20 protein-coding genes and 1 pseudogene are annotated in these 21,220 nt (G+C 72.7%); 10 read left to right on the top strand and 11 right to left on the bottom strand.

All coding sequences use genetic code 11. The features are described from left to right. Window positions 1-41: 41 nt before the first annotated feature. The 5 genes from KUA19_RS27010 (at window position 42) to KUA19_RS27030 (ending at window position 6,822) form a co-directional block, all read left to right on the top strand. A complete protein-coding gene (locus KUA19_RS27010; protein ID WP_217400374.1) occupies window positions 42-2,090 on the top strand; it encodes a hypothetical protein in 2,049 nt (682 codons plus the stop codon). Beyond that, window positions 2,087-2,716 carry a hypothetical protein gene (locus KUA19_RS27015; RefSeq protein WP_217400375.1) on the top strand — a complete coding sequence of 210 codons (630 nt, stop codon included), beginning with the start codon at window positions 2,087-2,089 and terminating at the stop codon, window positions 2,714-2,716. The genes KUA19_RS27010 and KUA19_RS27015 overlap by 4 nt, the downstream gene beginning before the upstream one ends. A gap of 50 nt (window positions 2,717-2,766) precedes the next feature. Beyond that, window positions 2,767-4,599: a hypothetical protein gene (locus KUA19_RS27020; protein WP_217400376.1), complete on the top strand. Its 1,833-nt coding sequence runs from the start codon at window positions 2,767-2,769 to the stop codon at window positions 4,597-4,599. 109 nt (window positions 4,600-4,708) lie between these two features. Then, window positions 4,709-6,139 (top strand): uracil-xanthine permease family protein, encoded by a 1,431-nt coding sequence (locus tag KUA19_RS27025; RefSeq protein ID WP_308167678.1) that lies wholly within the window; start codon window positions 4,709-4,711, stop codon window positions 6,137-6,139. 107 nt (window positions 6,140-6,246) lie between these two features. Then, entirely contained in the window at window positions 6,247-6,822 is a 576-nt protein-coding gene (locus tag KUA19_RS27030) for a GNAT family N-acetyltransferase (protein ID WP_217400377.1), read from the top strand. A 106-nt stretch (window positions 6,823-6,928) separates the two neighbouring features. Here the strand turns inward: KUA19_RS27030 and KUA19_RS27035 are convergent, their stop codons facing one another. The 5 genes and pseudogenes from KUA19_RS27035 to KUA19_RS27055 form a co-directional block, all read right to left on the bottom strand. Next, window positions 6,929-7,093 (bottom strand): hypothetical protein, encoded by a 165-nt coding sequence (locus KUA19_RS27035; protein ID WP_217400378.1) that lies wholly within the window; start codon window positions 7,091-7,093, stop codon window positions 6,929-6,931. 1,266 nt (window positions 7,094-8,359) lie between these two features. Beyond that, window positions 8,360-8,881: pseudogene (locus tag KUA19_RS43160) on the bottom strand (SigE family RNA polymerase sigma factor); the annotation flags it as partial. A gap of 68 nt (window positions 8,882-8,949) precedes the next feature. Continuing rightward, the gene (locus tag KUA19_RS27045; RefSeq protein ID WP_308167679.1) at window positions 8,950-10,239 is read right to left on the bottom strand and encodes a hypothetical protein; all 1,290 of its coding nucleotides are present in this window, start codon (window positions 10,237-10,239) and stop codon (window positions 8,950-8,952) included. A gap of 9 nt (window positions 10,240-10,248) precedes the next feature. Then, window positions 10,249-10,785 (bottom strand): GNAT family N-acetyltransferase, encoded by a 537-nt coding sequence (locus KUA19_RS27050; RefSeq protein WP_217400382.1) that lies wholly within the window; start codon window positions 10,783-10,785, stop codon window positions 10,249-10,251. Window positions 10,786-10,823: 38 nt separating this feature from the next. After that, on the bottom strand, window positions 10,824-11,075 hold the full coding sequence (locus tag KUA19_RS27055; protein WP_217400384.1) for a hypothetical protein: 252 nt from the start codon (window positions 11,073-11,075) through the stop codon (window positions 10,824-10,826). Window positions 11,076-11,316: 241 nt separating this feature from the next. On the opposite strand from KUA19_RS27055, the gene KUA19_RS27060 reads away from it, so the two are divergent. Continuing rightward, window positions 11,317-11,766: a hypothetical protein gene (locus KUA19_RS27060; RefSeq protein ID WP_217400386.1), complete on the top strand. Its 450-nt coding sequence runs from the start codon at window positions 11,317-11,319 to the stop codon at window positions 11,764-11,766. On the opposite strand, the gene KUA19_RS27065 is transcribed toward KUA19_RS27060, so the two are convergent. Further along, window positions 11,761-12,051 carry a YunG family protein gene (locus KUA19_RS27065; protein ID WP_443623184.1) on the bottom strand — a complete coding sequence of 97 codons (291 nt, stop codon included), beginning with the start codon at window positions 12,049-12,051 and terminating at the stop codon, window positions 11,761-11,763. The two genes, KUA19_RS27060 and KUA19_RS27065, sit on opposite strands and share 6 nt — an antisense overlap. A 287-nt stretch (window positions 12,052-12,338) precedes the next feature. Between KUA19_RS27065 and KUA19_RS43165 the strand changes: the two genes are divergently transcribed. Beyond that, window positions 12,339-12,902, top strand: a complete 564-nt coding sequence (locus KUA19_RS43165) for a carboxymuconolactone decarboxylase family protein (RefSeq protein ID WP_217400391.1) — start codon at window positions 12,339-12,341, stop codon at window positions 12,900-12,902. Window positions 12,903-12,906: 4 nt separating this feature from the next. On the opposite strand, the gene KUA19_RS27075 is transcribed toward KUA19_RS43165, so the two are convergent. After that, entirely contained in the window at window positions 12,907-13,365 is a 459-nt protein-coding gene (locus tag KUA19_RS27075) for a DUF4362 domain-containing protein (RefSeq protein WP_217400393.1), read from the bottom strand. A 143-nt stretch (window positions 13,366-13,508) separates the two neighbouring features. Next, window positions 13,509-13,877 (bottom strand): TraR/DksA family transcriptional regulator, encoded by a 369-nt coding sequence (locus KUA19_RS27080; RefSeq protein WP_217400395.1) that lies wholly within the window; start codon window positions 13,875-13,877, stop codon window positions 13,509-13,511. 217 nt (window positions 13,878-14,094) lie between these two features. On the opposite strand from KUA19_RS27080, the gene KUA19_RS27085 reads away from it, so the two are divergent. After that, on the top strand, window positions 14,095-14,439 hold the full coding sequence (locus tag KUA19_RS27085; RefSeq protein WP_217400397.1) for an ADP-ribosylation/crystallin J1: 345 nt from the start codon (window positions 14,095-14,097) through the stop codon (window positions 14,437-14,439). Window position 14,440: 1 nt separating this feature from the next. On the opposite strand, the gene KUA19_RS27090 is transcribed toward KUA19_RS27085, so the two are convergent. Further along, entirely contained in the window at window positions 14,441-15,274 is an 834-nt protein-coding gene (locus KUA19_RS27090) for an alpha/beta fold hydrolase (protein WP_217400399.1), read from the bottom strand. 71 nt (window positions 15,275-15,345) lie between these two features. On the opposite strand from KUA19_RS27090, the gene KUA19_RS27095 reads away from it, so the two are divergent. Next, window positions 15,346-16,116, top strand: coding sequence for a TetR/AcrR family transcriptional regulator (locus KUA19_RS27095; RefSeq protein WP_217400401.1), 771 nt, complete (start codon window positions 15,346-15,348; stop codon window positions 16,114-16,116). Between the two features lie 166 nt (window positions 16,117-16,282). After that, a complete protein-coding gene (locus tag KUA19_RS27100) occupies window positions 16,283-20,266 on the top strand; it encodes a choice-of-anchor D domain-containing protein (RefSeq protein ID WP_217400403.1) in 3,984 nt (1,327 codons plus the stop codon). Window positions 20,267-20,417: 151 nt separating this feature from the next. Here KUA19_RS27100 and KUA19_RS27105 read toward each other — a convergent pair whose 3' ends face one another. Both KUA19_RS27105 and KUA19_RS27110 read right to left on the bottom strand, forming a co-directional pair. Next, window positions 20,418-20,777 carry a VOC family protein gene (locus KUA19_RS27105; protein WP_217400405.1) on the bottom strand — a complete coding sequence of 120 codons (360 nt, stop codon included), beginning with the start codon at window positions 20,775-20,777 and terminating at the stop codon, window positions 20,418-20,420. Then, window positions 20,774-21,100: an ArsR/SmtB family transcription factor gene (locus tag KUA19_RS27110; protein ID WP_308167686.1), complete on the bottom strand. Its 327-nt coding sequence runs from the start codon at window positions 21,098-21,100 to the stop codon at window positions 20,774-20,776. The genes KUA19_RS27105 and KUA19_RS27110 overlap by 4 nt, the downstream gene beginning before the upstream one ends. Window positions 21,101-21,220 lie beyond the last annotated feature (120 nt).

Below are 21,220 nucleotides of genomic sequence, written 5' to 3' on the forward strand. Positions count from 1 at the left end.
AGGTATCCACTAATTCGCATGAACCGTCTACGCTGACGCGGGTGATCACGAGTTCGCCGTGGGGCGCGGGCGAAGCATTGGCGTACGCGCACGCCGGCGGCCCGCGCCCGTACGACGAGATCGGCTCCCGGTTCCGGTCGGCCGCCCCGCAGACCGGGGCCGTGCCGCTGCGGACCATCACCGATCTGCGCCGCGAGCGCGACATTCGCACGCGCGGCCGCCTGCCCGCCCGGCTGCAGGGCCTGCTCGACCACGCCGACCGGCTCGCCCACCGCCCGATCGACCTGCCCACGGTCTCCGGTCGGATGGGCTGGGAGGTCCGCGGCGAGGTGATCCACCTGACCGTGCACCCCGACGGGCAACCGCCGCAGGTCTGGTCGTTCCCGCTGACCGCCCCGCCGACGCTGCTGCGCGACCAGGCCGAGGACGACGACGTGCCCGCCGGGGCCAACCAGACGCACCGCATCGAGCTGGCGGGCGTACGGTGGCTGCCGCTGCCGACCCTGGCCGCCACCGGCCGGATGCTGCGCATGCAGGACTGGCGCGACCAGCTCGTCAGTGACGTCCACCCCGGACGGCTGTACCTGTTCGTGTCGCACCGCTGGCTCACCCCCGACGAACCCGACCCCGACGGCACCCAGGCGTGCGTGCTGGCCTGGCACCTGCTGTCGGCGGTGTGCGAGGCGGTGCGGGTGGCACACCTGCGCGGGCTGCGCCGCCCGCGCCGCCGCAGCACCATCCTCGGCCTGCCGATCGGCATGGCGGGCACGGAACTGGCCGAGGCGGTCGTGGTGAACGTGCTGCGGCCGCTGCTCGACGACGACGCGCTGGCCGTGCTGTACACGGAGGTCAGTGCCCTGGACGCGCTCACCGCCGACCGGGGGCTGGCCGCGGCGCTGGCCGACCCGGGGCTGTCCCGGCTGCGCGAGATCGTGGCCGCCTCGCAGCTGCTGCGCGCGGTCCTGGACCGGATCATGCTGTGGTACGACTACGCCTGCCTGCCCCAGCGCCCTCACGCCGACGCGCAGGAGGTGCGCGAGGTTGAGCAGGGACTGCGGGAACTGCGTGCCTACCAGCTCATCGGCCGTACCGTGGTAATGCTCGACGACGTCGACGCGCACCTGGCCAGCGCCTGGTGCACGCTGGAGGCACTGGTCGCCGACGCGCATCACACCAGCCTGCACCTGCTGCCGGGCGGCCCGGTGTCCGCCGACGCGGCCGAGGAGTCCGATCGGTTCCTGCGCGAGGCCCTGGCCGACCGGCCGCACCTGGTGTGGCGGGCGCTGCTGGACACCGAGGTGTTCGGGCTGCAGGACCGGGTCGCGTGCATGGCGCGGCTCGGCCTGGTCGCGACCCGCCCCGGTGACCTGCCGCTGGTCTACCAGCACCTGCTCGCCCTGGGCGCGCCGCAGGGCGTGCACGTCGACGACGCCGAGGTCGTCACCGGTGTGCTTCCGCTGCCGGTGGCCGGGGCGGACGTGTTCGTGCCGGTCGACACCGCCCGTCCGGTCCGGCCGACGCCGCCCGGCGGCGCCGGGCTCGACCTGACGGCGGCACTGCACCTGACCGGGGGCCCCGGCCCCGATCCCGCGCACCGGGCGTCCTGGCAGCGGTGGGACGTCGGCGCGCACGCCGTGATCGTGGCCGCGTGCGAGGCCGAGGCGGTCCTGGTCGCGGACTGGGTCCGCACCCATCCGGCGGAACTGGCCACCGCGCTCGGCGGCCCGGTCGGTTCGCTGAGCTGGCTGGCCAGCGACATCGCCCCGGTCGGGCACCTGCCGTCGGGGGCGCTGCGCACCGCCGTGGTCGAGGCCGACCGGTGGGTGCTGCTCACCTCCACCGCCCGGCTGCGGCACTGCGCCGCCACGGCCGCGGTGGTCACCGCGGTCACCACCGCCGGGCTGCCGCTGCTGCACGTGGCCATCGACCGGCGCGGCGACAACATCACCGAGCTGCCACCGGGCGACCCCGCCGACCGGCGGGTGCGGCGCGTGCCCGCCGACCGGTTACGCCACGCCGACATCGCCGGCGGAGTGTTCCGCGCCGGGCTGATTCCACTGGCCTACGCGGTGGTCGGAGGAGACCGGTGAGCCCCCTCGACCCGACCGAGCGTTGGCTGGATGCGTACGCGCAGGCGCAGCGGCTGGCCGCCGCCGCCGACCACGCCGCCAGCGCCGCCCTGCTGCGCGAGGTCCTCACCGAGCTGTCCTGGGCCGACACCGTACCCGGCGGCCTGGCCGCGAAAGTGCACGGCCTGGCCGGGGCCAACGCGCTGCACCTGGGCGACTACACGGCCGCGGTCGCCCACACCGAGCAGGCGCTGCGGCTGTGTGAGACGGTCGGCGACACCGAAGGCGCGGCGATCTACACGACCAACCTGGAGCTGGCGCGCCTGGCCGAGGGCGCCGGACGCGGCGACCCGGCGTCGCTGCGCGCCATCGACGTGCGCCGCCGCATCGCCGAAGCGCAGGACCTGTCCGACAGCGGCCGGTACGCGGTCAGCAACGGCGTGCTGCGGGGGCTGCTGGCCGACGCCGCCCCGGAGACGGTGCGCCATCTGGCCAAGGTGTACGGCCTGCTCGGACTCAACCTGTACCGGCTGGGTCAGCTCGACGCCGCCCGCACCCACACCGAGGCGGCCCTGGCCCAGTGCCGCCGCACCGGCGACGCAGACGGGGTGCGGATCTACACCGCCAACCTCGCCGTGATCGGGTAGACGCGCCGAAACCGACCCCGCCGCGCCCGCCACGACGGCAGACTGCAGAGGTGAGCGGCGGAGCCGATGCCCAGGACCTGCCCGCCGACGTGGACCTGCTGGCCCTGGTACGGCGCTTCGAACCGGTGCTGCGCTTCACGGCGGGCGAGCTGTTCTTCCCGATGACCGTCGAGCGGTACCTGTCCGGTGCCGCGCTGTGGCTGGCCCCCGCGCACGGTCGTGGCCCGGCCACGCTGCTGGTAGACCACGGTGCGCTGGACCCCGACACCCTGGCCCGCGCCGCCCGCGAGCACCCGACCGACCGCCTGTTCCTGCGGTACGCGGCCCGCTCGCTGCAGCGCGCCGAGCTGCGCCAGTGGCGTCGCCGCCCCGACCGGCCCGCGTTCCGCGGCGTGTCCCGGTTGGCCGCGGTCGGGCTGCTCGGCCGGTTCATCGACTCGGGCATGCGCCTGTCCCTGATCCTGCGCGGCCGGGTCCCGGGCGGCCTGGTCGCCGCCGGGCAGCAGCGCTACGCCGCGACCGGGCCGCCGCGCGAGGCCTACCACGCCCACGTCAGCACCGACGGCGGCTACGTGGTGATCCAGTACTGGTTCCTGTACGCGATGAACGACTGGCGGTCCACGTTCGCCGGGGTCAACGACCATGAGGCCGACTGGGAGCAGATGACGCTGTACCTGGTGGACACCGGGCGCGAAGGGCGCCCCGAGGACCGGTACGAGCTGGCCTGGGTGGCGCTGTCCTCGCACGACGAGGTCGGCGACGACCTGCGTCGACGGCCCGACGATCCGGACCTGACCTGGGTCGAGGGCACGCATCTGGTCGGCAACGCGGGCGCGGGCTCCCATTCGGGCGCCTACCTGCCCGGCGACTACCTGGTCCGGGTCCAGCCGCCCGCGCTGGCCAGGTTCATCGCCGGATACACGGCGGTGCGCTCGGTGCTGTTTCCGTGGACGCGCGGGCGGCCGTCGCTGGGCGTCGGCATCCCGTACGTCGACTACCGGCGCGGCGACGGCGTCCAGGTCGGACCGGGCACCGGCCGCGAGTGGACCCCGATCCTGATCGACTCGCGGACCCCGTGGGTGCGCGACTACCGGGGGCTGTGGGGGCTGGACACCGACGACCCGTTCGGCGGCGAGCGGGCCCCGGCCGGGCCCCGCTACGAACGCAGCGGCGCCATCCGGCAGTCGTGGGCCGACCCGGTGGGCTGGGCCGGCCTGGACCGGGTGCCGCCCGAGGCCGACGTGGTCGCCGCCCGCACCGCCCGGGTCGCCGAACTCGACCAGCTCATCGACGGCCTCGACGAGCAGATCGCCGACGGGCAGCAGGAGCTGCGCCGGGCCAGCGCGGGCGTGGAGGCGCTGCCGCCGACGGTCACCGGGTCGCGGCGCGGCGGCGACGGCGCGGCGGCGCAGCTGGCCGAGCGTGAGGTGTCGGTGGCGGTACTGCGGGCCCAGCGCCGCGCCGCGGTCAACGAACGCGACCAGCTGCGGCAGGTCGACGACGCGAGGGTGCGGCCCGACCCGCACGCGCACCTGCGCCACCGGGCCGTACCCGACGTGACCACCTCGGCCGGGGTGCTGCTGCGGTTCTGGACCGGGGCGTCGCTGTCGATCCTGCTGCTCCTGCTCGGGGTCGGCCTGCTGCTCGACCTGGGGCCGGTGCTGTGGGTGACCGTGATCGCGGTGCTGGTCGTGATGGCGGTCGAGGCGGTGCTGCGCGGGCGGCTGCTGGTGTTCCTGCTGGGCCTGGGCATCATCGCCGCGATCTGGTACGTGGTCTGGCTGCTGCTGACCAACCTGCGGGTCGCGGTCGGCGTGCTGGCCGTTGCCGCCGCCGTCGCCCTGGGGGTGGCGAACCTGCGCGGCCTGCTCGACCGTCGCTGAGTCCGTCGCGCGCCCGACGGCATCCGGGCCGACGGCGTGGTCCGGCCGCACCCAGCGCCGGAACAGTGCATTCTGGGAGAGTCCGGGCGCGACGGAGGGTGGGCTGCCGGTGTTGCGATGGCGTGAGGTCTACGGTGGCAAGACGCCGCCGGCCGGCGGGGTCGTGGCCCCCGACGAGCGACTGTCCTGGCCGCGCATGGCCGGGCTGGGCGCCCAGCACGTGGTCGCGATGTTCGGCGCCACATTCGTGTTCCCGGTCGTGATGGGCCTCAACCCGCAGCTGGCGATCATGGTCAGCGGCGTGGCGACCGTCGTGTTCCTGCTCATCGTGCAGGGTCTGGTGCCCAGCTACCTGGGCACCTCGGCCTCGTTCGTCAGCGCCGTCGCCGCGATCCGCGCCCAGGGTGGCGACTCCGCGCAGGTCACCGGTGCGATCCTGGTCGCCGGTGTGGTGCTGGCCCTGGTGGGTCTGCTCATCCACCTGCTCGGCTTCCGGGTGCTGCACGCGGTGCTGCCGCCGGTGGTGACCGGCGCGGTCGTGATGCTGATCGGGTTCAACCTGGCCCCGGTCGTGGCGAAGGTGTACTGGCCGCAGGACCAGTGGGTGGCGCTGGCGGTGATGCTGTTCGTCATCGTGGTCGCCGTCGCCGCCCGCGGCTTCGTCGGCCGGATCGCGATCTTCCTGGGCCTGATCTTCGGGTACGTCCTGTCCTGGCTGCTCGACCGCGTCGCCGGTCCGATCACCTCGGTGCTGCCCGGGGCGAGCGGCCCCACCACCCACGACCGGGTCGACTGGTCCGGGGTGACCGCCGCGCCGTGGCTCGGCTTCCCGCCGCACACCAGCACCGACGCCAACGGCAACGAGATCGCCGGCTGGCACCTGCCGGAGTTCAAGTTCGCGTTCATCCTGCTGGTGCTGCCCGCCGTGGTGGCGCTGATCGCCGAGAACGCCGGGCACGTCAAGGCGGTCGCCGAGATGACCGGCCACGACCTCAACCCGGTCATGGGCCGGGCCATCGGCGCCGACGGCGTGGCCACCGTGCTGGCCAGCACGGTCGGCGGCTCGCCGACGACGACGTACGCGGAGAACATCGGGGTCATGGCCGCGACCCGGATCTACTCCACGGCCGCGTACTACCTCGCGGCGCTGGTGGCGATCCTGTTCGGGTTCTCGCCCAAGTTCGGCGCGGTCGTGTCGGCCACCCCGGGCGGGGTCCTCGGCGGCATCACCGTCGTGCTGTACGGCATGATCGGCCTGCTCGGTGCCAAGATCTGGAAGGAGAACGGGGTCGACTTCGGCAACCCGATCAACCTGGTGCCGCTGGCCGCCGGAATCATCATCGCCATCGGCGACACGTCGCTGGTGTTCAGCCCCACGTTCACCCTCAGCGGCATCGCGCTGGGCACCATCGTCACCATCGTCGGCTACCACCTGGCCCGCTGGCTGGCCCCCGAGCACCTGCGCGAGCAGCAGCGCCACGAGCACACCGCCGCCGGCACCGTCCCCTACGACGAGCGCCGCGGCATCGCCGACGCGTAAGAAGGGCCCCTTCCTATCGCTTTCCGTAGTAGAAGGTGCCTTCTTAACCGTCCACCGGGCGGGAATCCGTCGCCGGGGGACGGGCTGTGGTCGCTACCGTCGGCCCGATGAGACACAGCACCTCGCTGGTGTGGCGCACCGCGGCCCCCGACGACGCCGAAGCCGTGGCCCGCCTGCACGCCGACAGCTGGCGGCGCCTCTACCGCGGCGCGTACGCCGACGCGTTCCTCGACGGTGATGTCGTCGCCGACCGGCTCGCCGTGTGGTCGGCCCGGCTGGCCGCCCCCGCCGGGAGCGTCACCGTCCTCGCCGAGGACGGTCCCGACCTGGCCGGTTTCGTGCACGTGGTGCTGGACGAGGGCGGGCGCTGGGGCAGCCTGGTCGACAACCTGCACGTCACGGCGTCCCGTCACCGCGGCGGCATCGGCGCCGAGCTGATGGCCCGCGCGGCCCAGGCCGTGCTGGCCCAGGCCGCGACCCCGACGATGTACCTGTGGGTGCTGGCGCAGAACACCGCCGCGCAGGGCTTCTATCGCGCCGTCGGCGGCGTGCCCGTCGAGCGGGGACTGGTCGCGCCACCGGGCGGCGTGCCGCAGCGGCTGCACGGCGCCCCCGCGAAGCTGCGGTTCAGCTGGCCCGACGCGGCACCCCTGGCCGCCCGGCTCGACGCGCCGCCGTGCTGATGTCATGGGGCGGGCGGCAGGGTGGCTCGGTGACCCGGACGGCCAGCCGGGCCGAACCAGCTGCGAACTCCTCCGCCGACCGCCCGGCACGCTGGTTGGCACCTGGTCAGAGCTGCTCGATCACTTCGTAGGGGGTGTCGAGCTCGGTTTCGCCGAGGATGTCGAGCAGGAGCTGGAATTGGACGAACGTCTCGCGCGAAGGTGCCGACGTGGCGGCCCATACCGCGTCGCATTCGTCGCATTTCTTGACGGTCAGTTCGTAGCGGCTCACCCGGACCAGCTCAAGCGGTCCCTGCCTACACCGGGGGCAAACGCTCATGGGCCCTTCGCTTTCCGTGCGGTGGGTGACTTGACAACACAACGCGCGAACCCGGGATTCGACACTCACGCGTCAACCCACGACGATCAGGAACGACTGCTCCCACCGCACCGGCTCCTCGTACGTGTACGGCGGCCGCTGGAAGATCCGGGCCGAGAACGGCGGTGACTCGAGTTCGTCACTCGGGCTGGGCAACGGGGTGTGGACGGCGTCGACGACGAACGTGTAGTCGGCCCGTACCGTCGCTCCGGCCTGCGGGCCGTCCAGCGGGCAGATCACGCTGACGCCATCGGCGCCGAAGTCCTCGTAGGTGCAGCCGTCCCAGCCCGGCCCTGCTGGGCGCAGCCACGGCTGCAGGCTCATGGCCAGTACGAGCTTGGCCACGCCGAGCGTGCCGGTGTTGGCCACGGTGACCGTCAACTGACCGGTCTGCCGTCCGTCTGCGGCGGGGCGCAGCACCACGTCGGTCGTGTTCAGGGCGAGGGCCGCGTGCTCCGGCCGCGCGGGCCAGGTCGTCGGGCCCGCCACCTGCTTGAACGCGCCACCCTCCAGTCGGAACGTGCGGCGCTGGAACGGCACGCTGCTCTGGCCGCCGTCGCTGAACTCCCGGGACAGCTCGACGACCACTCCGCTGGGCGCGGCTTCGATGTGGTGGATCATCGCGATGGTCGGTCCGGTCGCGACCACCCGGCCGACGGTGGCCAACCGGTTCGCCCCGTCGCGCCGGAACGCGACGACCTGCGTACCCGGCGACTCCGGCCCCTCGCTGCACATGAACGCCGCGACCAGTTCCCTGGTGCCGTCGCCGTCCACGTCGGATTCCAGCTGCTCCATGACCCATACCGGTAGCGCGGCCTTCTCGGAGATCCCACCCTGGTTGAGCGTGATCCGGCCGGACGCGCACGCCGAGGCGCGGGGACCGGTCCACGCCGGCAGGGTCAGCGTCGCCCCGGCGAACGGGCCGACGTCGGGGGAACCGTCGGCCGTCGGCGCGGGCAGCCGCGTCGGTGACGGCGCGACCGGCAGCGAGGCCGACGGCGTCGGGTTCGCGGGCGGCACGGACCGGTCACCGCCACCGCCGAGAGTGGCCACCGCGGCGACCACGGCGAGCACCGCCGCGGCCAGCGCCGACATCGCCGCCGTACGCCCGGCGCCGAGCCGCCGGGACGAGGCCACTGCCCGTTCCCGCAGGTCGACCGGCTTCACCTCGTCGGCCGCACTGGCGTAGAACTCGCGCAGCTCCGGGGCGAGCAGGCGTAGCTTGGCCAGCGCCTTGGCGCTCTGGCTCTTCACCGTGCCGACCGTGACGCCCAGCGTCCGCGCGGTCTGTTCCTCGGTCAGGTCGTCGAAGAACCGCAGCACCAGTACGGCCCGTTGCCGGGGCGGCAGCCGCAGCAGCAGCGACCGCAGGGTGACCTGTAGTGCCGTCTCGTCGGCCACGTCCGAGTCGGCGGCGGCGCGGGCGGGCAGCTCGTCGGTCAGCGTCTCGGCGACCCGGCGTCGCCGCCACCACGAGACCTGCAGGTGGTACATAGTCTTGCGGGTGTACGCGTCGGCCGCTCCGCTGGCGTGCAGACGCGACCAGGAACGGTGCGTACGGGCCAGCGCCGACTGGACCAGGTCCTCGGCCAGGTGCTGGTCACCGGTGAGGAAGTAGGCCGCGCGCAGCAGCGCGGCGGTCCTGGCCCGGACGAACGCGTCGAACTCGGCAGGCAGCGGGGCAGCGGACGATACCGACATGCCACTCAGGACGCGTCCCACCCGCTCGATGGTTGCCCGCGCCGCGCCGCCGGTCAACGAGTCCGAACTCAGCGCACGGGCTTGCGGCGCAGCACGTACTCCAGCACCAGGAACGGGAATCCGAACAGCCAGAACGCGTGCTCGGCCCGCAGTTCGCCCTGCTCGAGGTACACGTCGAGGCGCTCGCGGAACCCGTGGACCGCGGCGGCGGTGAGCCTGCCGGTCGGCTCGTCGACGACGGTCAGGTAGTGGCCGGGCTGGTCGGTGGTGCCGACACTCGCGAGCGCCAGCCCGCCGTCCGGGCGGTTGCTCGGGGCGAGGGTCGCCGTGAAGCTGGCCTGCGGCAGCGGAAACCCGACACTGACATAGCCGCGGTCCTCGTGCCGGTAGGTGGTGTAGATGCCGACGTAGATCGGCTCGTCGGTGTCGGCGAACGAGCGGATCCAGCCGCGCCGGCTGATCAGGCCGTCGGGGTCGGTGCTGATGGTGTCGATGCGACTGCGTACGCCGCGCAGGGTCTCGCGCTGGTTCATCGGGACGTTCGCCTGGCCGAGCGGGCGGGCGACGAGGTTGCGGTACAGCAGGTAGCCGGGGCGGACCCAGGCTCGCCAGCGCGGCACGATGTCGAGGGAGAACCGGGTGGTGTGCTCGTAGAACTCGCGCACCAGCGGGTGGACGGCGGTCGGGTCGAAGCCCGGTCCGGCGAGTTCGTCCAGGCTGGACACGATGCCGACGTCGGGGGCGTCCGGGGTGTAGTGGCCGCCGACAGTGGCGGCGAGCTCGCGGACATACCCGGTGCCGACGTAGCGGGTCTTGGCGGTCAGCGGCACCACGAACGGCAGCCGCTCCGGGTCGACCTGCTCGGCGAGCAGGCTGACCTGCGGGTCGCGGAAGATCAGCGCCGACAGGCACCGGTACGCCAGGACTGTCACAGCCGCGACGAGCGCCGCCGGGACACCGGGCCACCCGGCCGCCGGCGCCCAACCGACGGCCAGGCCCACGACCGGTCCGAGCAGCACCTTCTGCGGGCGCAGGCCGAGCAGGCCGACGACCGCGCCGACGATGAGCCCGACCACCGGCGGGCGGTGGACCGCGAGCCCGAGCAGCCAGCCCAGCGGGGCCGCCAGCGCGACACTGGCCACGATCCGCGACCACAGGGCCGGGATCTGACCGGGCCGCTGCCGCGCGCGGGCCACCAGGTCGGTGACGGCGAGCGCGACCGCCCCGGCCACGGCCGCCACCGCGATCGCGACGGCGCCACGGCTCGCGCCGAGCGCGGCACCGGCCACCGCTCCCATCAGCGCGGGCAGCGCGATCGAGCCGGGTCTGCGGGTGGGTGCGGTCTCGTCGTGTGTCACGCCGAGAATCTACTCAGGCGGGCCTGGCGCGACGAGCGTGTATCGGTAGCGGACCTCGGGACAGGGGAAACCGCGGGAATGGTCGACCCGGTGCGCCCCGTCGGCCGACCAGTTTCCGGCTTCGTAGTAGCGGCGAGCGCGTTCGTTCGAGGCCAGCACCCACAGGACCGCGTGGCGGCAACCGGCGGCGAACAGCCGGTCCAGGCCGTCGGCCAGCAGCGCCCGGCCACCGCCGATCCCTTGGTACGCGGGCAGTACGTACAGCGCGGTCACCTCACCCACCAGCAGCGGGTCGTGCGCGTCGGCCGCACTGGCGGACGCGTTGACGAACCCGATCACGCCGCCGGTGGGGTGATCCAGCACCGTGGTTCCGAGCGGTGCTTCGTCTTCGGCGATCCACCCCCGCCAACCCGGCACCCGTTCGGCCGGGTCGAGTCCGGCGAGGTAGGCCTGCGGTACCTGCCCCCGGTAGGTGTCCTGCCAGGTGCGGACATGGACCGCCGCCAACGCCTCGGCGTCGGCGGCGGTGGCCCGGCGGATCCGCATGCGTGACAGTATCGCCCCGTCGCCTCGGGTATCGCCCGTCACGGCAGCGGATCGGTGGCCTGCGGATGGCCGCCGTCGCCGTCGACGATCACGTCCATGGTGCCGTCCTGGGTGAGGTCCACCATGGTCACGTCCACCTTGCCGTCACCGTCGGTGTCGGACTGGAACAGGTCGGGTTTGCCGTCACCGTCGGTGTCGATCGCCCACAGGTCGGGGTTGCCGTCACCGGTCGTGTCCAGCGCGAGGATCTCTTCATGGCCGTCACCGCGGGTCTGCACAACGTCAGTCATGCCTGCGGTGATACCCCGACCCGGGCCGGTGAAACGACGGTCAGGGCAGGCGGAGGTTGAACCACCAAGAGCATAAACCAGATCCCGATGCGCCACACTCGGTCGTTCGACCCTCGCGACCTGCGGTTTCACGCGCATAAGCTTCCCGCTCGTACCGGTTCGAGGTGGCGCCCCTCGCACCGGCACCGGACGTTCGCCGCTCGCGGCGGGCGTCCCTTTCTGTCCGCAGAGCCACGGAGGCATGTTGATCGAGGCTGAGCTCATCGCGCGTACCATCGTCCTGTCGTCCACGAAGCTGCCGGAGGCGACCGAGGTGTGGGCATACCGCACCCTGGTCGCGGGCTACCCCGGCTACCGCAGCCGCCTGGCGGACGCGCTGATCCGCCTGGAGCGGGTCACCGTCGACCCGGCCGACCGGCTGCGGACGTCGCAGGAGGCGGTCGCGACCGCTCGACTGATCGATCCAGTCCAGGACCATACCGCCACCGAGCTGCTGATCTGGGCACTCGACGCCCTCCAGCGCAACCTGTACGCCGCCGGGCGCCCCGCCGAAGGCCTGGCCGCGCGCCGCGAGATCATCGAGCGCTACCCGGCCGACCTGCACCGTCAGCGCGGCTGCTCGGTCAACGACTGCTACGCGGCCAGAACGCTCCCGCCCGTCGCGGAGTGGATCGCCGACCTGGCCTCATGACCTGACCTCCCCGGCCACGGTCCGTGGGCCCTGTCCGCGAACCGTGGCCGGTCGGGAACGCAGGAAGTGCCAGAGCACATCGGCGGCGGTAGGGCTAAGGTCCAGCTTGGCCAGCGCCTCGACCGGCGCGAACCGCACCTCGTCGCCCTCGCCGAGCAGCAGCTCGCCACCGAGCAGGTCGCGCACGACCAGGGCGGTGATGCCGCACTGGCCGCAGGACAGGTTTTCGGGACGCCAGGTCGACCGGATCCCAGGTGTCCGGTCCCCAGGACTGCTCCATGGCAGGCCGCAGCTGCGGCAGGGTAACCATCACCGCATCGTGCCGGGCGCCCACGATGTCGCGTCCCGGTGTGGGTCCGGGGGCGTCGGCCGCAGTGACGCACACGTGTGGGGTTGTGCGCACAACCCCACACGTGGGCGGCGCGAGCGTCGCCGCGCATGACCTCCGACCGGGTAAGACGGTGCGGATCGCGGTGCACCTGGAGTCGCTCGGCTCCGGCAAGGGACATCGCCCACGGGGAGACCGAGCGCCCGGACCCGTTGCCGACGCGGCTGGAGGCGTCCTGGCCCTGGTGACGGATGGTCGACAGACCGCGCTGGCGCCGACCGGCCGCCTCTACCGTCGCGGCATGACCTATCTCGCCACCCCGGCCGAGTCGCCCCTGTACGACACCGAGGCCCCGTACATCCCCAACTACCTGCGCGTGTTCGCGCTGCGGCCGGAGGCGTACGCGGCCTGGCAGCAGCTGGCCGGGGCGGTGAGCGGGGGCATGGACCTGCGCCGCTACGAACTGGCGACGGTGGTGGCGGCCAAGCGACTCGGTTCGGACTACTGCACCCTCGCCCACAGCAAGGTGCTGCGGGAGCGGTTCTACGACGAGGAGCAGCTGCGTTCGATCGTCGCCGACCACCACGCGGCCGGGCTCGATCCGGTCGACGTGGCGGTCATGGACTTCGCGGAGAAGGTCGCCGCAGACCCGACCACGGTCACCGAGGCCGACGTCGCGCGGCTGCGCGGGCACGGACTGTCCGAGGCGGACGTGCTGCAGGTGGTGCTGGCGGTGTGCGTGCGCCGGTTCTTCAGCGGCGTGCTGTCCGCTGTGGGCGCCGACCCCGATCCCGCACTGCTGCCGTAGCGGGTCAGGGAGCGGTCGGCACCGGCTCGGTGCAGGTGACGAAGTCGAGGTAGCCCTGCCGCAGGGACGGGCCGGTGCAGGTCTGGGTGGTGAACCCCGCGCCGGGGCCGGCGAAGTGGTCCAGTCGAGAGTCGGTGATCACGATGACCGTCCCCTCGATGGTCGAGGCGTACTGGAGGGTGATCGGATCGCCCTCGACCGTCGGCCGGGTGACGACGAGTTCGGCGACGCGGCGGGCGCCGACCGCGTCGATCAGGCAACTTCCGGCCCGCGGTGGCAACGTCTCGCCCTGGTTGAGGCGGAACACGCCGCAGGCCGCGCTTTCGGTGCCGTGTTCTGGCGGTCTGGCCGACGGACTGGCGGTCGGGCGAGGGGTGGCAGCGGCAGGGGTGCCAGTGTCGGAGCTGTCGCAGCCCGCCGTCAGTGCCAGCCCCAGGATGACGAATGCCGTCGCGGTACGCATGCGGTGTCCCTTCCCCGTGTCTGCGGGTGGGACGTGTCCGGCCCCGGCACCGGTTCCCGATGCCGGTTAAGAAGGGCCCCTTCCACTTAAGAAGGGCCCCTTCCACCACGTAAAGCGATAAGAGGGGGCCCTTCCTTACGGCTTCAGCGGCGGCGGTCGACGATGCTCTGGCAGGGGACGCAGTGCGTCGCCCACGGCATCACCTCGAGCCGCCCCGGCGGTACCTGCTCGCCGCAGCGCACGCACACACCCAGGGTGCCCTCGCCCAGGCGGCCCAGCGCGTCGCCGAGGCGGACGAGTTGCTCCTGCAGCGCGGCGGTGACCAGGCTGTGTTCGGCGCTCTCGGAGGCGGCGGTGCCCGCGTCGGCGGTGTCGCCGGGACCCTGGTCGTGGATGTGTCGCAGCCAGTCGGCCTCGGTCTCGATGCGCAGCTGCTCGGCGGTGTCGTCGTAGCGCTGCCGCAGCAGCGCACCGAGCTGGGTCAGGTCGAGGTGGTCGGCAACGGCGGTCATCATCACTCCTAACGGGATGGCTTGCGTTTGCGGCTTCCCCGCCGGTGGGCGGCTAAACCTCCGGCAAGCCGGGGGCGATGTCCCGATGCTGGCAACAGTGGCTGAGCCCCGGCTGAAAGCTTGCCGGGACGATGTTGAATGCTCTACCGCGATATTGCGCTGGCCTGCGATGCTGTCGGGCGGTAGCCTCGGCCGTCGACCGAGGGGGCATGCCGCGATGACCGAGACCCTGACCCTGTGGCGTCCGACTGGGCCGCAGGAGTTGGCGCTGGTCGAGGCGTCGGGCTGGCGTGAGTGGCCGCCGCGGCGGCCCGATCAGCCGATCTTCTACCCGGTGCTGAACGAGCGGTACGCGATCCTGATCGCCCGGGATTGGAACGTCCCGGCCTCCGGCGTGGGATATGTCACCCGGTTCGAGGTCGAGCGGCAGTTCGCGTCCCGATACCCGGTGCAGCAGGCGGGCGGGCGCGACATCCTCGAACTCTGGGTGCCCGCCGAGGAGCTGGCCGAGTTCAATCGGCACATCGTGGGCACGATCGAGGTCGTGCACGAGTTCCGCTGAGTCAGCCCACCGCGCGGGTCAGCCACGGCCGCAGGACGGGCAGGACGGCGGCGGCCTGCATGGCGCCCATGTGGTCCAGGCCGTCGAGCACCGCGACGTCCCAGCCGTGGGCTTCGGCGGCGGCGCGTTCGCGCAGCAGCGGTCCGGCGATGTCGACGACGACGCCGCCCCAGTCGGGGCCGTACGCGATGGTGTCGGCGGAGCCGACGACGCACAGCCGCGGGCAGTGGACCCGGGCCTGCGCCGCGCGGTCGTCGAAGGTCCGCAGCGCCTGGTAGAGGGTGACGAACTGGCGGGTCTGGGCCTCGGTCGAGGTGACCTGGACCGTGGCCCAGTCGCCCGCGACGACCTCGCCGGGCGGCGCCGCCGGGGCGGTGGCCTTGGCGTGGGCGGCGGTGGTCACGGCCAGCATCTGCCGGTACGGGCCGTCGATCGGCGGGTAGCCGCCCATGACCAGCGCGGCCAGCCGATCGGTGCGCAGGGCGAGTTGGAGTCCGGCCAGGGCCAGCCACGAGTAGCCGTAGTAGGCGAAGCGCTGGGCGCCGGCGGCGTCGGCGACGGCGAGCAGGTCCGCGGCGACGTTGTCTGGGGTGAGCGTGTCGGGCTTGGGGTGCCGCTGGACGTGGCCCTCGTAGTCGAAGGCGATGACGCGGAAGCGGTCGGCGAGTCCGGCGATCAGGTCGCGGCCGAGTTCGGGGTCGGCACCCCAGGCGCGCATCGCGTCGGCCTGCGGGCCTTCGACCGGGTCGGGGTTGACCGCCAGCAGCAGGTCAGGGCCCTCGCCGGTGAGGTGCAGGGGCAGGTGGGCGCCGTCGTGCAGCGTCGCGTGGGTCATCGCGGCTCCTGATTCCGTACGGTGTAAAGTGATGCCCCGAGACGATAGCTTACGGCGTACGGAGATGCCACGTGACGGTCTATGGCGGCCAGGGCGACCCCGCCCGCACCATGGCGCTGCTCTGGCGGGCGGGCACCCCGTCCGGCACCCGCACCGCCCCCGGCCCGCGCCCCGGGCTGACCGTCGACGCGATCGTGGCCGCCGGGATCGCCCTGGCCGACGAGTCCGGCCTGGCCGGGCTGTCCATGCGCGCCGTCGGGCAGCGGCTGGGCACCTCCGCGATGGCCCTCTACACCTACGTGCCGAGCAAGCGGGAACTGCTCGACCTCATGTACGACCAGGCCCACGCCGACCTGCCCACCGGGTACGCCCTCGACGGCGGCCCGCGCGCGGCGGTGCTGGCCTGGGCCGCCGACCTGTGGGACCGCTACCTGCGCCACCCCTGGCTGCTGCAGGTCTCCTACGCCCGCCCGGTGCTCGGCCCGCACGAGCAGGTGGTGCTGGAGGCGCTGCTGGGCATCCTCGCCGAGACCGGGCTGCCCATGACAGTGCGTCGCACGGCGGTCGGCACGCTGCTGCACCTGGTCCGGGGCATGGCGCAGACGGCGGCCGAGTCGCGCGCGGCGGCCGCGGCCACCGGTGACTCCGACGAGCACTGGTGGCACGCCCGCGCCGCGCAGCTCGCCCACGTGGCTCCCGACTTCGCGCAACGCTTTCCGCACTCGACCGCGCTGGCCCAGGCCCCGGTGGGGGAGTCCGGGTACGACCCGGTCGCCATCGCGCGGGCGGCGCTGACCGGAGGACTCGACCTGCTGCTCGACGGACTCGACGCGGCGAAGTGATCACGGAACGCAAGTTCTTTAGGCACTGAACGCAAAAATATTTCCATACTGCGTCTCTATCTTGCGTTGGCGTGTCTACGGAGTTACGGTTCCGTCCGATCAGGCCGAACGCGACCGCTCCGCGCCCGGTAACCCGCCGTCCCCGGTGATCCCCCAGGAGTAGGTCATGCCTGCCGCCAGACGTCTGCATCGGATGCTCGCCGCGCTGCTGCCCGCAGCCGTCGTGTCCGCCACCGCGCTAGCCCTGCCCAGCCCCGCCGTCGCCGACCAGACCACCATCTCGGTCGACACGCTGCGCACCGGCTGGGACGCCAACGAATCCGGGCTGTCGCCCTCGGCGGTGTCGGCCGCCGACTTCGGCCAGCTGTTCAACACCACCCTCAACGGCCAGGTCTACGCCGCGCCGATCGTGGTCAACGGCACCGTCATCGCCGCCACCGAGAACAACTGGGTGTATGGCCTCAACGCCGTCACCGGCGCCATCACCTGGTCGCGCAACGTCGGCCCGGCCTGGCCCGCCTCGGCCATCGGCTGCGGCGACCTGGTGCCCAACATCGGCATCACCAGCACCCCGGTGTACGACCCGGCCACCGCCTCGGTCTACTTCACCGCCAAGGTCAACGACGGCCCCGACGCCGACCACCCGCACTTCTACCTGCACGCGGTCAACCCGGCCACGGGCGTCGAGCGCACCGGCTGGCCGGTGACCATCCAGGGCAGCCCCACCAACGATCCGTCCAACACGTTCAACGCCAAGACCGCCGCGCAGCGGCCCGGTCTGCTGCTGCTGGACGGGGTCGTCTACGCGGGCTTCGCCAGCCACTGCGACTACGGCCCGTACGTCGGGTACGTGGCCGGCGTGAAGACGTCCGCGCCGCAGATGTCGACGCTGTGGTCCACCGAGGCCGGTCGCTCCAACGGCATGGCCGGGATCTGGCAGTCCGGCGGCGGCCTGGTCTCCGACGGCTCCGGCCGCATCATCGTGGCCACCGGCAACGGCGTGTCGCCCGCGCCCGGCCCCGGCACCAGCCCGCCCGGCACCCTCGCGGAGTCGGTGATCCGGTTGCAGGTCAACGGCGACGGGTCACTGGCGGCGCGGGACTTCTTCAGCCCGTACAACAACAGTCGGCTGGACCAGGACGACACCGACTTCGGCTCCGGCGGCCCGATGGCGCTGCCCGCCGGGTTCGGCACCAGCGCGCACCCGAAGCTGCTGGTGCAGGTGGGCAAGGACGGCCGGGTGTACCTGCTGGACCGCGACAACCTCGGCGGCAACGCCCAGGGTGCGGGCGGCACCGACGCCTCGGTCGGCGCCCCGGCCGGTCCCTACAACGGCGTCTGGGGACACCCGGCGTTCTGGGGCGGCGACGGCGGCTACGTGTACACGGTGGAGAACCAGGGCTTCCTGCGCGCCTTCAAGTACGGCGTGAACGGCTCCGGCCTGCCCGTGCTCAGCTCGACCGGGACCAGCTCGTCCACGTTCGGCTACACGTCGGGCTCGCCCGTGGTCACCTCGACCGGCACCACCTCGGGCACCGCCATCGTCTGGGTCGTCTACAGCGACGGCGCCAACGGCGCCAACGGCCAACTGCGCGCGTACGACGCGCTGCCCGTCAACGGGCGGCTCAACCTGCGGTACTCCGCGCCGATCGGCACCGCGACCAAGTTCGCCACGCCGACCACCGACAACGGCCGCGTCTACGTCGGCACCCGCGACGGCCGGATCTACGGCTTCGGCCGCCCCACCACCGCCGCCCTGACCAGCTCGCCCACCGACTTCGGCAACGTCGCCGTGGGCAGCACCGGCAACGCCACGGTCACCGTCACCGCGACGCGCACCGTCACCATCTCGGCGATCACCACCGCGGCCCCGTTCGGCACCACCCCGCCCGCGCTGCCGGTCACCCTGAACACCGGGCAGACCCTGTCGGTGCCGGTCCGGTTCACCCCGACCGCGCCCGGCGGCGCCGCGGGCAGCCTGTCGTTCACCACCAACGCCGGCAACGTCGCGCTCGACCTGCATGGCAACGGCACGCAGACCGGACTGGGGGCGACCCCGGGGACGCTGGCGTTCGGCACCGTACCCACCGGGGCGAACAAGACGCTCAGCGTGAGCATCACCAACACCGGCACCAGCGCGGTCACCATCACCGGTGCCACCGCGCCGTCCGCGCCGTTCACGGCGACCGGTTTCCCGGCCAACGGCACCACGCTCGCGGCCGGTGCCTCGGTCTCGGTGTCGGTGAAGTACACGCCGACCTCGGCGGGCAACCACACCGGCTCGCTGTCGGTGGCCAGCAACGCGGGCTCGGTGACCGTGCCGCTGACCGGCACCGCCGTCACCGGGGCCGCCCAGCTCACCATCACCCCGAACCCGCTGAAGTTCGGGCAGGTGCCGATCGGGCAGACCGCCACCGGCACGTTCGACATCGCCAACACCGGCAACATCACGCTGACCATCACCAAGGCGGCGCCGCCGGTGGGGGCGTTCAACACCACCACCCCGGTGTCGGAGGGGCAGCAGCTCGCCCCCGGTGACGTGATCCACCAGACGGTCACCTTCACCCCGCAGACCGCGGGTGCCCAGTCCGCCGTTTACTCGATCACCGGTGACGACGGGCAGGGCGCGATCCTGGTCCAGCTCACCGGCACCGGCGTGACCGGAGGCACCGGGACCACCAACGTCGCGGCGGGACGGCCCACGTCCTCGTCGACGGCGCAGGCCGGATACCCCAGCGGCAACGCCACCGACGCCGACGTGAACAGCTACTGGGAGAGCGCCAACAACGCGTTCCCGCAGTGGCTGCAGGTCGACCTCGGCTCGGCCATGGCGGTGGGCAAGGTGACGCTGCGGGTGCCGCCGGCGGCGGCCTGGGCGACCCGTACCCAGACCGTGGCGGTGTCGGGCAGCAACGACGGCAACACCTTCAACGCGATCACCGGGGCGCAGGGCATGACCTTCGACCCGGCCACCGGCAACACCGCCAGCCTCACGTTCGCCCAGACCACGACGCGGTACGTGCGGCTGACGTTCACCGGCAACACCGGCTGGCCCGCCGGGCAGGTGTCGCAGTTCGAGGTGTACGCGGCCGGAACCAGCGGCCCGGCCACGCTCACGGTCAACCCGACCTCGCTGGCGTTCGAGTCGACCGCGGTCAACGACAACAGCGACTGGCAGACCGTCGAGGTCACCAACACCGGCACCGGCCCGGCGACGTTCACCGGCATCACCACCACCGGTGACTTCACCCGCACCACCACCTGCGCAGCGACCATCGCCCCCGGCGCCAACTGCATCGTCACGGTCACGTTCCACCCGTCGGTGGCGGGCAACCGCACCGGCACGCTCACCATCGCGAGCACAGCCACCAACGGTTCGCTCACGGTGGCGCTGTCCGGCACCGGCACCTCGACCGGCTCGGCGACCCTGTCGGCGAGCCCGACCGGGCTGACCTTCGGCGCGACCACGGTCGGCGGGGCCGGCGCGGCCCAGACGGTGACGGTGTCCAACACCGGCAACGCCACGGCCACGGTGTCGTCGGTCGCGGCCACCGGTGACTACACGCAGACCAACACCTGCGGTGGCAGCATCGCCGCGGGCGGCTCCTGCACCGTCTCGGTGGTGTTCCGGCCCGCGGCGGCAGGTACCCGCACCGGCTCACTCACCGTGACCAGCAGCGCCACCAACTCGCCGCTGACGGTGTCGCTGACCGGCACCGGCACCGGCGCGGTGACCAACCTGGCGCTCAACAAGCCGACCAGCCAGTCGTCCAACGTGCAGACCTACGTGTCGGGCAACACGGTCGACGGCAACGCCAACACCTACTGGGAAAGCGCCAACAACGCGTTCCCGCAGTGGGTGCAGGTCGACCTCGGGTCGGCGCAGCCGGTCGGCCGGATCGTGCTGAAGCTGCCCCCGGCCACGGCCTGGGCGACGCGCAGCCAGACCGTGGCCGTGTCCGGCAGCACCGACGGGACGAACTTCACCACCCTGAAGGCGGCCGCGTCGTACACGTTCGACCCGGCGACCGGGAACGCGGTGACGATCACGTTCCCGGCGGGGACGGTCCGGTATGTGCGGATCACCGTCACCGCCAACACCGGGTGGCCCGCCGGTCAGGTCTCCGAACTGGAGGTCTACGGGTCCTGACCGGGCCGTCGTCCCGTCATCGATCCGGCGGTTACACGTGTGGGGTTGTACGCACAACCCCACACGTGTAACCGCGCAACGGGACGACACAAGCGGCCGCCGCCGTAGCCCGGCATTTCCCGATCGGCTGCGGCGGCGGCCGCCGCCGTGTTCAGGCCGCCGCGTCGTAGGCGTGCAGGCCGATCAGCAGCCCGGCCGGGTCGACGAGGTAGCAGCCGTGCCCGACGCCGGCGATGGTGAACGGCGCCACGACCACCGTGCCGCCGTTGGCGCGCACCCGGTCCATCGCCTCGGGCAGCGACTCGACCCGGATCACCGGGATGGCGCGGGGCTGGCCGTCACGGGAGAGCATCAGGCCGGTGTCCACGCCCGGACCGTCACCGTGGGCGGCGACCAGATAGTCCGGGGCGGCGAACGGCTGCGGCCGCCAGCCGAAGGTGGCGGTGAAGAACGCGCTGGTCGCCTCCAGGTCGGGGCTGTTGAGCTCGACGTACGTCACGGGCTGGGTCATGTGGTGTCTCCTTGGTCCGCCGGGCCGGGCCGCAGGCGCGGTGCCGCGCGGCCGGTCGCCGCGGTGCGGCGGGCCCAGTCCTCGACGACGCCGAGGGCGTCGGTGTTCAGTTCGTGCCAGCGGTTCCGGCCGGACGTGGTGGTGACCAGCAGCCCGGCGTCCTGCAGCACCTTGATGTGCTGCGAGACCGCCGGTCGGCTCATCGGCAGCAGGTCGGCCAACTGACCGGTGGTGGCCGGGCCGTGCGCGAGCCGCTGCAGGATCACCCGCCGCGAAGCGTCGGCGACCGCGGTGAGGATCGCATCGAGATCCGCCGAGATGATGCCCTCCTGACCGTCGTTCGCAGGTCACGCCGATGCGTAAGTTGTAGCTTACGCATCGCGCCAATCGGTCGGCAACCTGGGTGCTTGCGTACCAGCAGCCCATGACCTGGCCACTCCGGG

The sequence above is a fragment of the Catellatospora tritici genome (assembly GCF_019083965.1).
Lineage (GTDB): Bacteria > Actinomycetota > Actinomycetes > Mycobacteriales > Micromonosporaceae > Catellatospora > Catellatospora tritici.

What these genes read in the sequence shown, in the direction of transcription:
- KUA19_RS27030 (WP_217400377.1), top strand. Translation starts at nt 6,247, where the DNA reads ATGAGACACAGCACCTCGCTGGTGTGGCGCACCGCGGCCCCCGACGAC.
- KUA19_RS27055 (WP_217400384.1), bottom strand. Translation starts at nt 11,075, where the DNA reads ATGACTGACGTTGTGCAGACCCGCGGTGACGGCCATGAAGAGATCCTC.
- KUA19_RS27080 (WP_217400395.1), bottom strand. Translation starts at nt 13,877, where the DNA reads ATGACCGCCGTTGCCGACCACCTCGACCTGACCCAGCTCGGTGCGCTG.
- KUA19_RS27050 (WP_217400382.1), bottom strand. Translation starts at nt 10,785, where the DNA reads ATGCGGATCCGCCGGGCCACCGCCGCCGACGCCGAGGCGTTGGCGGCG.
- KUA19_RS27085 (WP_217400397.1), top strand. Translation starts at nt 14,095, where the DNA reads ATGACCGAGACCCTGACCCTGTGGCGTCCGACTGGGCCGCAGGAGTTG.
- KUA19_RS27100 (WP_217400403.1), top strand. Translation starts at nt 16,283, where the DNA reads ATGCCTGCCGCCAGACGTCTGCATCGGATGCTCGCCGCGCTGCTGCCC.
- KUA19_RS27075 (WP_217400393.1), bottom strand. Translation starts at nt 13,365, where the DNA reads ATGCGTACCGCGACGGCATTCGTCATCCTGGGGCTGGCACTGACGGCG.
- KUA19_RS27060 (WP_217400386.1), top strand. Translation starts at nt 11,317, where the DNA reads ATGTTGATCGAGGCTGAGCTCATCGCGCGTACCATCGTCCTGTCGTCC.
- KUA19_RS27090 (WP_217400399.1), bottom strand. Translation starts at nt 15,274, where the DNA reads ATGACCCACGCGACGCTGCACGACGGCGCCCACCTGCCCCTGCACCTC.
- KUA19_RS27105 (WP_217400405.1), bottom strand. Translation starts at nt 20,777, where the DNA reads ATGACCCAGCCCGTGACGTACGTCGAGCTCAACAGCCCCGACCTGGAG.